The organism is bacterium, from assembly GCA_040754625.1.
GTDB lineage: Bacteria > JACRDZ01 > JAQUKH01 > JAQUKH01 > JAQUKH01 > JAQUKH01.
The window spans coordinates 24,264-36,889 of record JBFMCF010000033.1 but is presented as its reverse complement, the minus strand read 5'-3'; the positions used below and the strand labels follow the sequence as shown (position 1 = coordinate 36,889).

Here is a 12,626-nt window from a genome sequence, read left to right as displayed (position 1 = left end):
GCGAAAAACAGGATTGGCGGGGAATTTTTTAAAAAAATGAAAATACTTTTATTGGTATCGCCGTTTAAGTCTTTAAATCCCAAAACTTATAAAACAGAGTTGCTTGGTGTTTTATATCTTGGTGCGAATCTGCGGAAACATGGCCATGAAGTCATAATTTATGACCTTACACTCGAATCCCCCATAAAAAAAGAAAATGGGCTCTTTTTATACAGTGTTCCGGAAGATGTTATCAAGAATAAAATAATGTCTTTTAAACCTGATGTTCTGGGTGTTTCATGCCATTATGCTTCCAGTAAACAGGAGGCATATGATATTTTTTCATTAACTAAAAGAATTGATCCCGATATTGTAACTGTTATAGGCGGGCTTTTTGTTTCGGTTTACAAAACCAAGTCTGTTTCAGGTTGTGATGCTATTGATTACGGATTGATAGGGGAATCTGAAAATTCATTGATTGACCTTTTATCTTATATATCTTCGAAATCCCCCGCATTAAACAGCATAGATGGTTTAATTTACAGGGATGGCAATAAAATCATGGAGAATTCCAAGAAAAATTTTATTAAAGATTTGGATTCTTTGCCTTTTCCGGCCAGGGATATGGTCCCTATTGAGAAATATATGAATAATAACCTGAGATTATACGGGCTGGGAAACCGTCCAAGTTTGTCCTTATTAACAAGCCGTTCTTGTCCTAACCTGTGTTCATTTTGCAATATGTGGATGGTGCATGGAGTGGGATGGCGTTTCAGGAGTGTGGAAAATATACTGGCTGAAATTGATGGAATGGTAAATAAGTATAAAGCCGAACACATATATATTATGGATGATAATTTTTTACTCAGGGGTGACAGGGTAAAACAGTTATGTGAAGAGATAATCCGGCGAAAATACAATATCCGTTGGAATACCCCAAACGGCATATCAGTCAGAGGAATAGACATTGAACTTGTACGGTTGATGAAAAGATCGGGCTGCGCCAGTGTGTGTCTTGCTATTGAGAGCGGAAGCGAATATATAAGAAATACAGTTATGAAAAAAAACACATCCACGGATCAAATAATTCGCGCCGTGCAGTGTTTTCATCAGGAGCAAATTCCAGTTGGAGGTTTTTTGATACTTGGGATGCCGGGTGAAAATGAAAAATATTTTAAAGAGACAGTGAATTTTATTAATAGATTGCCTCTTAGTTTTATTATTGCAAGTTATGCAATTCCTTATCCCGGGACAAAACTGTACAGCGATTTGATAAATATGAAAATTATAGAAGATGGATTTCAGCCTGAGATTGATTTGCTCTCCCGCCCGGTATTTGAAACGAAGGACTTTACCAGGTCAGATTTAATCAGGAGAAAGAAAAAATTGTTAATGTCGTTTTATCTTAAAAATATTCCGCAAATAATGCGTGAATTAATAGGCGGGCGGCTTTATTGGTTAACTAAAGATGATGTCCGTCGGTTTATACATAATTCGCTGAACTTATAATGTGAATATTAAAAATTGATCCCCGTATTGTAAATCCTCTCTTAAAAAACAGAAGAGTTTTGAAGATTTTACCATATTGACTTGACAACTGGCAGAAAATAAATTGACGGAAATATTAATTTTTGTTACAATATATATTTTATTATTTCGGGGCGTAGCGCAGTTTGGCTAGCGCACCTGCCTTGGGCGCAGGGGGTCCTCAGTTCGAATCTGAGCGCCCCGACCAGTTTTTTGCCCCGATTAATCGGGGCAAAAAACAGAGCAATCGAGAATCGAAAATAGAAATTAGATTTGGAATTTCGATTGCGGTCTAATTTCGATTTTCTATTTTCAAACAACGGTGGCTGTAGCTCAGCTGGTTAGAGTACAAGATTGTGGATCTTGTTGCCGCGGGTTCGAATCCCGTCAGCCACCCCATGTCCGCCTGAGGCGGACGGCGGACGGCGGAGTGTTGTTTATGTACCGTATTACCAAACTTCTCCTGGCTCTAATTTTTACTGCCACACTGGCAGAATGTGCGCGCGCGGATGAGACGATCAAAAGAGTGGTTCTGCCAAAGCAGGTAGATCTGCGGGAGAGGCTGACACAATGGCAGCTTAAGCCGCGCAGCCAGGGCGGGCGCAAAACCTGTTCGGTCTTCGCGGCCGCGGGCGCGCTGGAATTTGCGGTCTCCAGGTATTTTCAACGAGGGGTTACCCTGAGCATCGAGTACTTGAACTGGGCCTGCAACCAGGTGATTGGCAACCAGACAGAGGACCGCGGGCAGTTCTTCTACGACCTGATAAGGGGTTATGAACGGTATGGTATTTGCTTCGATGCGGACATGCCATATCAAGATCACTTCAATCCTAATTTAAGACCCTCTGAACAAGCGATGGGGCGAGCCAGGGAGGTCCGGACGATCGGGCTTAAAGTGTACTGGATCAATTCATGGAAGGCACAAAAAGGTTTGACGGACGAGCAGCTTTGGGGAATTAAAATAGTGCTTGCCGAAGGATACCCTGTAGCCGTTGGTTCCACTCACAGCAATCTGATTGTTGGATACAGTGACGACTTGCAGCAGCCAGGGGGTGGTATTTTCCTCGTGAAGGATTCGGCGATTGCCGCGTATGACACAATCACGTATGAGTTCGTAAAGCAGGAAGTTGGCGATGTGCTCTGGATTGAAGCCCAGGAAAAGTTGGTGTCGAAGTAGAAAAAAGTCAGAAAAAAGTAGAAAACGGCAATTGCCGGAAGATGCCGCTTTTGTGATAATCTTAAGCATGACTGAAAAATTCCATTCAATATGGTCCGGACTTGTGTCCTTTGGTCTTGTGAACATACCTGTTGAATTATATTCCGCATCAAAAGAACGCCCCCTTGAACTTTCATACCTCCACAAAAAAGATTTGAGCCCTCTTGATTATACAATAAAAACGATTTATAAACGAATAAGTGAAAAAGGCGATTTGTGGAAAGGCGTTTTGGAAAAAGGCATTGATATGAAATCCTGCCTTGACCGCCTGCCTGGATTTTTCCCCGGCCATGGTCAAAAATAGAAAACAAAAAAAAGAAAACATGGAATTAAAAAAATAAAGGTGATATAATTTTTTTCACCCGAATTTAAGTTAATAAACAAATATTGAAATATTGAAAAAATAATAATTTGAGGGGCAATGGAGAAAGGAGGCAGTTATAATAACTTTGTGAGTGTGAACCGTAAGCAAGTTATCTATAAGACAACTATAGATAAACAAAAAGGGAGGAATGGTGAATGATTAGAAAAATTAAAAATAGTTTATTCACGATTTTCTTTTTTACATTATTTATCGTTTCTATTGCTCAACTGCAAACAGCAAGCGCCAGACAGGTATACTTGATTACAGATCAAAACAACGGCATATTGGCGGCTTATGATCTTGACTCCACAAGCGGTTTAGTGCTTCAACCTCAATTTCCTTTCACTGTCCCGCAGCCAATGACTGGGACAAGCGGTTTAGCCGTTGATGAGAATGACAGAGTACTGATTGTTACTTATGAAATGAGCGGCAATCCAGGTTTTGCCATTGTAGACGCGCAAACAAAGCTGTTAGCCGGGACCGTAAATGCTTCCGTTATTTTTGACGGTGTTGATATAGATGATTCCACTAATATTGTTTATTCGTGTAACAGGTTTGGCCGGCCGGTTCCTCAATTAGGTACTCTTAACTTGGATCCTGTTGCCAAAACCATGACACAAAGGCCCGGAAGTCCGTCTTTTCTCCAGAGTACCGCTCAAGGTGGATTTGGAATTGTAACGGATGAAATAAACAGACGGCTCTATATTGCGCATAGTCCTTGGGGACAGCCTGATCCGTCAGGGCAGGGGACGCACGGCCAAGGGTCGTATGTGGGAGTGTTCGATCGGGACACGTTAGCTGAGGTGGGGAGAATCAGGCCAAGCCTTCCATGTGTTGGTCTTGCTGTTGACAGGGTAAGAGGTTTTTTATATACCACTGCTCCGGATGGATACGGTCCGGTGGTACCCGGCCCAAGCAATACCCGCCTGAGCAAGATTGATCTTGCAACAGGTGTCGAAACAATTGTCGATATGGGCCATGGCGGTATGGGTATTGCTATTGATGAATCAACAGGTTTTGTATTTGTTACCGGCGGATGTACGCAAAGAAACTTAACCATATGGAATTCAGCCCTTATCCTAATGCAAAGAATTGATAATATTGGACCTGCGCCTGCGGGAATAGCGATAGCAAATCCCATGAGGCACAATACTGCCCCGTCCGCCAACGCGGGCGATAATCTGGCTATTGCCGGCGAGGATCAGAATGTAACAGTCATACACGGCACTGCCAGTGATATCGATAATGACCATCTTACTTATAGATGGCTGGAGGGAACAACCGAACTTTGCCCATCGCAGGATGTCGGGGCCAATGGCGAGGCTTATCTGGACCTTGGCACAATTTCTCCGTTCTCTGTTGGTCAGCATATTCTCACACTGGAAGTCAGCGACGGCCAGGCTGTTACTGCCGAGGAGATGATATTAACTGTAGAAAATTCATCTCCTCACGCGGCCCCGGTAGGCGCGGGAACGTATGAAATAGGAAGTGTGGTTTCCCTCGGCGGCCAGATTTCTGATTTTGATGGTGATTTGGTTACCTATAAATGGCTGGAGGGAGGTAATTTGATTTTTAGCGGAAGTATTCAAGCCATTTATGGAGGTGCCCCTGTTGCTTTACCGGAATATTTATTATACGGTTTAAGCCTTGGCACCCATACACTGACCCTGAGTGTTAATGATGGTATAAATCTTGATGTAACGGGTAATATCGTTGTTAATATAATTGACAGCACGGCCCCCACTTTATCTCCCGTGCCCGATAAGACCATTCTGTGGCCGCCTAATCATATGATGACTGAAATTACTATCAGGGCAAACGCGGGAGACAACAGCGGCCTGCCCGTGACTTTGACGGCTGTAGTTACAAGCAACGAACCGATAAACGGCCTGGGTGACGGCGACATGGCCCCGGATTGGACTGAGCCTGTGATAGATGAAAACGGAAACATTTATCTGGATCTCCGAGCCGAACGTTCAGGAAACGGCAGCGGCAGGGAATACACAATTACCGTAACCGCGGCCGATTCGTCGAACAATTCAAGCAGTGCGGTTTTGAGCATTATTGTGCCTCATGATATGCGGAAAAAATAAAAGAAATAACATAGAAATAGTAATATTGTTTAAAAGGCAAGGCAAGTCAGCCCTGCCTTTTTTACTATTTTCCCTGAAAGCAGTATTTTAAAATTTTATTCCTTTTATGTGTTATAATACAATTAAAAAAAAAGAAAGGCAAAAATGAATTCAACTCAAAATACTTTTTACGGCCTTGGTATAGCGCCGGGGCTTCTTGATGTGCTTGACAGGCTGAAATTTAAAATTCCAACGCCAATCCAGCACAAAGCAATACCAATTGCTATTGAAGGCAAGGATGTTATGGGTATCGCGCAGACAGGCACAGGCAAGACACTCGCTTTTGGCATACCGATGGTCCAGCGCCTTACCCAGAAACAGGGCCGGGGGCTTGTGGTTGTTCCTACCCGTGAACTTGCTTTACAGGTAAACGAGGCCATTTCAAAACTTACCCCGATATTCAAGATGAAAACAACAGTGCTTATAGGCGGGGAATCCATGTATTTACAGACACAGTCTTTAAGACATAACCCCAGGATTATTATTGCCACCCCGGGCAGGCTGATTGACCATGTGGGCCAGAAACATATACGGCTTGATGATGTGTCTATCCTCGTGCTTGATGAAGCAGACAGGATGTTTGATATGGGCTTTGCCCCGCAGATTGAACGAATTATTAAACTTATTCCGTCTGACCGGCAGACCATGCTTTTCTCAGCCACAATGCCGCCGGGTATCGTAAAAATCGCGTCAACATGCATGCACATGCCCGTGCGCACGGAAATCGCGCCTGAGGGTACCGCGGCTGAACTTATTTCGCAGGAAATGTTCATTGTCAAAAATGATTTAAAAGGCAAACTTTTAGGCGAACTGCTTAAACAATATACCGGTTCGGTCCTTATGTTTGTGAGGACGAAAATTGGAGCGCAGAAAGTTACCCGGCTTTTAAGGCATATGGGATATCCCGCGGCGGAAATACATTCGGACAGGTCCCAGTTCCAGCGGAAAGAGGCTTTATATGGTTTTAAAATCGGCAAATACCGTATTTTGGTCGCGACGGATATCGCGGCAAGAGGGATTGATGTAAGAGGGATTGAGCTTGTCATTAATTATGATTTACCGGATGATCTGGAGAACTATGTTCACAGGATTGGCCGCACGGGGAGGGCCGGCCGGGAAGGCCATGCTATTTCCTTTGCGACTCCCGAACAGGGAAGGGACGTGCAAAACATTGAAAAAATAATAAGAACGACAATCCCTAAATCTTCACACCCGGGGATCACGGCTGAACAATTTATCTCCATGCCGAAACCGCCTGTTTCATCGCGTTATTCTCACCGCAAAAAGTATCAGGGTTTTAGCCATCGTTCAGGGTATAATGCTCCGGCTAACAAATACGGGGCCAGGAAAACAAACAGGAAACCCAGGCCGTGGTAAAAGAATCATAAAATGGCTTTTAGGATATAGAATTTTAACCATTGTGCTGATTTCATCCATTCGTAGGCTTATGGTCGGTATTTTTATGCCGATAGTGTTAAAAGAAGTAAAACCGGTTGAAAAGGTCAGCAATACCGACCTGTTTTTCAGCATAATCGGTGTGGAAACTGTTTTTAGGATAGGTGAAGACTAGTGCCAGAGCACTATAACAATATTTTAATTGACAAAATCCGGATACAGTAGTATAAAACATGTTTTATAAATATGCTTATTTTTAAAAAGGAGATTTTATGTTAAAAAAAGGCATAATCTTGTTCTTTATTATATCCTTGCAATTTATTTTTGCGTCAAACCTGTCCGCGCAGTCTGAGATTAAAGAACCAGAAATTAATGAAGAAACCGCCGCGGAAGAAAAGAAAGAAGCGGTTAAAGAAGAAATTAATATTACAGCAAAAGAGGATATGCCGGGCAGCAAAGAAAAGGCCAGGCAGAAAGTTACAGGGAAAATAACCGAGATTGCCGCGGACGATACGTATCTGAAGATTGGGGATAAAAAAATTATTACAGACAAAGTGTTTTTAAATGATTCATTTATAGCGATGGGGGATAACGTGGAGATTATAGCGGAAGAGACTGAAGAAGGATTAAAAGCGCTGGATTATAAATATATTTATGAAGAGGGCAGTGATACATCGGGTTTGGATGAAGATTTGAGCGCGCCTGATGAATTTGATTTAGATTTATCAGGGGAGAGATAAAAAAGCCTTTTTTTAGAATAAAATAAATGTTTAAAGGTAAAAAGATACTTATTGCTGTAGGGAAAGAAGCGGTTCGAAGGAAAGATGTCCAGGATGTTTTAAGATGTAAAGCCTGCCTTGAAAAGGTTTTGTTAAAGAAAGGTTTGACTTTTAAAACACTTTTCCTGGGGAAAAAAAGTTTTAAAAAAACAGAAAACCTCAAAAGAACGGTTTTAAATTACCAGCCGGATTGTGTATTTAATCTTTTTGAAGGATTCAGCGATGATTCCCAAAAAGAAGCGGAATTCGTCCGGATACTGGAAGATATAAATATTCCTTTTACCGGCAGCCCGTCCTTTTCTTTATATGCCTGTTTAGATAAAGAAAAAACAAAAAAAATTTTAAGCAAAAACAATGTCCCCTCTCCTAAAGGTATTTTCCTGAAAAATGTAAAAAAATTGAAAGAATACGATATTAACCTTCCTGTTTTTGTAAAGCCCTGTTTTGAGGATGCCAGTTTAGGTATTGATAAAGATTCCCTGGTAACTGAAAAAAACCGGCTGCACAAAATTTTATCGAAAAAACTCGAAGAGTTTCCAAAAGGATTAATACTCGAGGAATTTATCCCGGGTAAAGAATATAATATAGGTTTTTTGGGAGAATACCCGTATAAATTGCTTGGGATATCCGTTCTGGATTACGAGAGATTTAAAGGATACAGTCCTTTTTTAACTTACAGATCAAAATGGAAAAAGAACAGTTATGAATTCAAAAGAATATTGCCGTCACTGGATTATGATATTGCAGGAGGTTTTAAAAATAAGCTTGTAAATCTGGCTAAAAAAGCGGGGAAGGTTTTAAAATGCAGGAACTATTTTAGAGTGGATATAAGGGAAAAAGACGGGAAAATATTTGTCCTGGATGTTAATCCTAACCCTGACATAAATGAGGACAGCGGATTTATGAAGCAGGGGTACAGCGCGGGCTACAAATATGGGGATATAATAGAAAAAATTTTACAATATTCTTTAAAAGAACGCGATAATAAATTATGAAAAAAGAAATATATATAAAAATAGCCGAAGAGACGTCCGCTTTTAATCCCGCGGAAATAGAGATACTGGATGAGGTCCTGGCCGACTATTTTGATAACCCAAAAACAACTTATATACTTTTTGACGAAAGAAATAATGATAGAATTTTGGGGTTTGCTTTGTTTGGCAGGTCACCGATGACAAAATTCAGCTGGGACATTTACTGGATGGTTGTGGGCAAGGAATTCCAGAGGAAAGGGATTGGAAAAAAGCTGCAGGAACGAATTGAAAAACATGTCCTTAAAAAAGGGGAAAAGGCTATTTTAATGGTTGAGACTTCTTCAAAACCTGAATATGAGGCGACGCGAAATTTTTATAGAAAGACAGGATTTATCGAGATGGGGCGGGTTCCTGATTTTTACAAGGAAGACGATTCCCTTGTGATTTTTTATAAGAAATTGGATATATCTAAATGACCCGATACATTTAAAGAAAAACCCCGATTTTTCCGAAAAGATACGTATGTCCATATCTCACGAAAAGAAAAATGAAATTTTTGGGATAATTATCCTCGCTTTCACGATTATCCTTTCGGCAAGCCTTTTCTCTTATGACCCGAATGACCTGCCGTTTAACACTTATCCGCCTAATCCAAAGGTAAGCAATTACGTAGGTATTATCGGCGCGTATTTAGCTGACGGCGCGGCTAAAGTTTTCGGCTGGGGGGCCCTATTAATCCCTTTTATTTTTGTTTATTTTGGGTGGCATAAGTTAAGAGGTGAGACGGTGGAAAGAAAATATTTAAAATACGGCGGGACAGCCGGGTTTCTTTTTACTTTTTGCTGTTTATTATGGATTCTTGGAGTTGAGGGGAAAACTTATAATTCCGGCGGGGAACTTGGAATAATCGGGGTGGGTATTTTACATAAATTCTTTGGAGTGCTTGGAACATATATTGTCCTTTCTTCTCTGCTTGCGATTTCTTTGCTTTTATTACTTGATAATTTATTGCTTTTCCCTGTGATTTTGAATATCAAGGCGTTTTTAACGGGAAAAAAGGAAAAAAGCCTGATTTTAAATGAGTTAAAACAGGAAGAAGTTTTAAAGGAAAAACCAAGGCCTGTAATTAACCTTATCCGCAAGGAAGCCGTTTCGGAAGCAAAACTTGTTATGGATAAAGAGGAAAAGGAAAAAGCCGAGCCTGAAAAGGCAAAGAAAATCCACGTTAAAAAACCTAAAGAGGAAAAAGCGGTGGAAACGGAAAAAGAAACCGGGACAATAAAGGATAATAAAAAATACAGCCTGCCGTCCCTGGAATTTTTAGAGGATTATTCAAAAGTAAGCAGTCCTAATGAAACAAAGGAGGAGATAGAGGGGAAATCGAAGGTTTTGGAAGAGGCCCTGAGAAGTTTCGGAGTTGAAGCGAATGTTATACAAGTGCACCAGGGGCCGGTTATAACCAGGTATGAGTTGCAGCCGGCGGTTGGCGTGAAAGTCAGCCAGATTGTGAATTTGGCGGACGATATTTCGCTGGTTTTGAAAGCATCGCCGATAAGAATAGTTGCCCCTATCCCGGGTAAAGCCGCGGTCGGAGTTGAGATACCAAATAAGAAATCAGTCACGGTGGGTTTAAGGGAACTGCTGGAGAATAAGACACAGGAAGAGGATTCAAAGCTTGTTTTGTCCCTGGGTAAAGATATTTCCGGGACGCCTTTTTATTTTGATTTGTGCAGGATGCCCCATCTTCTTATCGCGGGCGCCACGGGATCCGGGAAAAGCATTTGCATTAATTCAATAATTATGAGTGTTCTTTTCCAGGCTGAACCATCTGATGTTAAATTAATCATTGTGGATCCCAAAAGAGTGGAGATGAAAGGCTATGAGAATATACCGCACCTCCTGGCCCCTGTTGTTACGGACGTGAAAGACGCGATACTTGCCTTGAAATGGGCGGTATTTGAAATGGAGGAACGCTATAAGATTTTTGCATCGGTCGGTGCCAGGGACATAGACAGTTATAATAATATGCCGGCTGATAAAAAGAAAGTTAAAGAAGGCGAAGAAGAAAAAACTTATCCTGAAAAAGTATTTTATGTTGTTGTCATTATTGATGAGCTGGCTGACCTTATGATGTCGGCCGGGAATGAAATAGAAGATACCATTACACGCCTCGCGCAGATGGCGCGCGCCGTAGGCATACATCTTGTTCTTGCCACCCAGAGGCCGTCTGTGGATGTTATTACAGGACTGATTAAGGCCAATTTCCCGTCAAGAATAGCGTTCCAGGTTTCTTCAAAGATAGATTCGAGGACGATACTGGACCAGAATGGCGCGGAAAAATTATTAGGCGGGGGAGACATGCTTTTTTCGCCGCCCGGGGCGTCCAAGCCTGTCCGCCTGCAGGGAGCGTATGTAAGCAGTAAAGAGGTTGAACGTGTTACTGATTTTGTCAGGGGGCAGGCCGGCCCGGAATATAAAGAGGATGTTTTTAAGGTTTCGCAGAAATCTTTTTCCATGGAAGACGGGGAGGACGACGTTTTATTTAAAGACGCAGTCAGGATTGTTCTTGAAAGCGGGCAGGCATCAGTTTCTTTGTTGCAGAGAAGGTTAAAAATAGGTTATAATCGGGCCGCAAGGTTAGTGGAATTGATGGAGGCAGAGGGTATACTCGGGCCTTATGAAGTCGGGCGCTCCAGGGAAATACTGGTGTCCCAGGATTATTGGGAAGGTTTATAATAATGCGGCGTAAACAAATAATTTTGTTTTTTCTATTTTTTGTTTTTTATTCTTTTGCATCAATAGCAATAACTGTTGAAGAAATTACCAAACCTTTAAGGGAAAAATACCAGAATTCGAATACATTTATTATTTATTATCAACAGCATACCCAGGTAAAAGGTTTGGATAAAACAGATAAATTTAAAGGGAAAATTGTTTTTTCCAAACCTGACCATTTCCGCTGGGAAGGCGTGGACCCGGAAGGGCGCAGACAGATTATTATTATTGCGAAGCAGGATATGTTAATATACCTTACTGAAACGGACCAATTGATGAAAAGAAAGATTTTAGGATCTTTTGAAAAACAATTAAAAAACAGGTATATCCCATGGCTGAATATTTCGAATGACATGCGGACCAAATATATAGATGCCGAGGTATATAAAGGAAAGGATGTTTATAAACTTGAGATTCTGCCTGAACGGAGTGATGAATATAAAAGTATGTTTTTTTGGGTTGGTGAAAACAACCAGAATGTGGTAAAAGTGGAAATTATTGATACCGCGGAAAACCGGACAACTTTGTTTTTTGATTCCACAATATTCACTAAAGAAATACCCGGCGAGGAATTTATTTTTAAACCAAAACCCGGGACACAGATAATGGAAATAGACTAAAATAGAGGATTTTATGACTGCAGAAAATAATATTCACAAAAAAGAGGGACATATTTTTAATATTTCGGATTATTTAAAACAGCTACGGGTTAAAAAAGGTGTCTCCCTTGAGGAGGCGGTTAATACGCTTAAAATAAGTTATGACTATCTGAAAGCCTTTGAGGACGGCAATTTTAACAGTTTACCGAAGGACACTTATACAAGAATATTTTTGAGGGTTTATACCGAATATCTGGGCGGGGATGTTAAAGAAGTTATGACAGGCTTTGAGGCTCTTTCGCCAGGGAAAAAAGAGGTAAAAACCAATCAAAATACCGGGAAAAAATATAAAATTAAGTTTGATTCAAAAAATTGGGCGGAGAATGTGCCGATTAATTCAAATTTAATATTAGTATGCATAATAATCATATTGACGGTAATAATATTCGTGGGGCTGTTTTGCGGGAGGGACGAAAAAAAGCCCCTTGAAGAAACTTCTTTTCAGGAAAAGGAATTTTTGAAAACAGGGACGGCAGAGTCAAAACCAGCGGCTGAGGTGAAAAAAGAAGTTGAGCCAAAGAACCAGGAAAGTGAAAGTCTGTCTCCGGCTGAGGAAAAAGATAAACCCAAAAAACTGGTACTTAAAGCTAAAGCTGCGGAAGATGTAAACCTGGAGATGATTGTAGATGATAAGATTACGATTAAAGAAGTGATGAAAAAGGATGAATCCCGGATATGGACTGCAAAAAATAAATTTCTTATAAACACGGATAACATAGGCGCGCTGGACTGGACATTTAACGATGAAAGATTCGGGATTTTAGGGCCACCGGGTGAATCAAAAACCGGGCTGAGTTTCCCGCCGGAAAAAAAAGAATAGTAGGGG

General features: G+C 41.1%; 12 protein-coding genes and 2 tRNA genes. All 14 read left to right on the top strand.

Going from position 1 to position 12,626, the window contains the following annotated elements; translation table 11 throughout:
• Positions 1-36 precede the first annotated feature (36 nt).
• The 14 genes from AB1498_02560 (at position 37) to AB1498_02495 (ending at position 12,620) form a co-directional block, all read left to right on the top strand.
• A complete protein-coding gene (locus tag AB1498_02560) occupies positions 37-1,488 on the top strand; it encodes a radical SAM protein (GenBank protein MEW6087163.1) in 1,452 nt (483 codons plus the stop codon).
• Positions 1,489-1,636: 148 nt separating this feature from the next.
• Positions 1,637-1,714, top strand: a tRNA-Pro gene (locus tag AB1498_02555).
• Between the two features lie 114 nt (positions 1,715-1,828).
• Positions 1,829-1,905, top strand: a tRNA-His gene (locus AB1498_02550).
• A 40-nt stretch (positions 1,906-1,945) separates the two neighbouring features.
• Positions 1,946-2,683: a hypothetical protein gene (locus AB1498_02545; protein ID MEW6087162.1), complete on the top strand. Its 738-nt coding sequence runs from the start codon at positions 1,946-1,948 to the stop codon at positions 2,681-2,683.
• Positions 2,684-2,714: 31 nt separating this feature from the next.
• On the top strand, positions 2,715-3,026 hold the full coding sequence (locus AB1498_02540; GenBank protein MEW6087161.1) for a hypothetical protein: 312 nt from the start codon (positions 2,715-2,717) through the stop codon (positions 3,024-3,026).
• 215 nt (positions 3,027-3,241) lie between these two features.
• Positions 3,242-5,179 carry a hypothetical protein gene (locus AB1498_02535; protein ID MEW6087160.1) on the top strand — a complete coding sequence of 646 codons (1,938 nt, stop codon included), beginning with the start codon at positions 3,242-3,244 and terminating at the stop codon, positions 5,177-5,179.
• Between the two features lie 144 nt (positions 5,180-5,323).
• A complete protein-coding gene (locus AB1498_02530; GenBank protein ID MEW6087159.1) occupies positions 5,324-6,595 on the top strand; it encodes a DEAD/DEAH box helicase in 1,272 nt (423 codons plus the stop codon).
• Positions 6,596-6,665: 70 nt separating this feature from the next.
• Positions 6,666-6,788 (top strand): hypothetical protein, encoded by a 123-nt coding sequence (locus tag AB1498_02525; protein ID MEW6087158.1) that lies wholly within the window; start codon positions 6,666-6,668, stop codon positions 6,786-6,788.
• Positions 6,789-6,885: 97 nt separating this feature from the next.
• Positions 6,886-7,353 (top strand): hypothetical protein, encoded by a 468-nt coding sequence (locus AB1498_02520; protein MEW6087157.1) that lies wholly within the window; start codon positions 6,886-6,888, stop codon positions 7,351-7,353.
• A 26-nt stretch (positions 7,354-7,379) separates the two neighbouring features.
• Positions 7,380-8,387: an ATP-grasp domain-containing protein gene (locus AB1498_02515; protein ID MEW6087156.1), complete on the top strand. Its 1,008-nt coding sequence runs from the start codon at positions 7,380-7,382 to the stop codon at positions 8,385-8,387.
• On the top strand, positions 8,384-8,842 hold the full coding sequence (locus tag AB1498_02510; protein MEW6087155.1) for a GNAT family N-acetyltransferase: 459 nt from the start codon (positions 8,384-8,386) through the stop codon (positions 8,840-8,842). Before AB1498_02515 ends, AB1498_02510 begins: the two co-directional genes overlap by 4 nt.
• Positions 8,843-8,888: 46 nt before the next feature.
• On the top strand, positions 8,889-11,102 hold the full coding sequence (locus AB1498_02505; protein MEW6087154.1) for a DNA translocase FtsK: 2,214 nt from the start codon (positions 8,889-8,891) through the stop codon (positions 11,100-11,102).
• A gap of 2 nt (positions 11,103-11,104) precedes the next feature.
• Positions 11,105-11,761, top strand: a complete 657-nt coding sequence (locus AB1498_02500; protein ID MEW6087153.1) for an outer membrane lipoprotein carrier protein LolA — start codon at positions 11,105-11,107, stop codon at positions 11,759-11,761.
• Between the two features lie 13 nt (positions 11,762-11,774).
• Positions 11,775-12,620 carry a RodZ domain-containing protein gene (locus tag AB1498_02495; protein ID MEW6087152.1) on the top strand — a complete coding sequence of 282 codons (846 nt, stop codon included), beginning with the start codon at positions 11,775-11,777 and terminating at the stop codon, positions 12,618-12,620.
• Positions 12,621-12,626 lie beyond the last annotated feature (6 nt).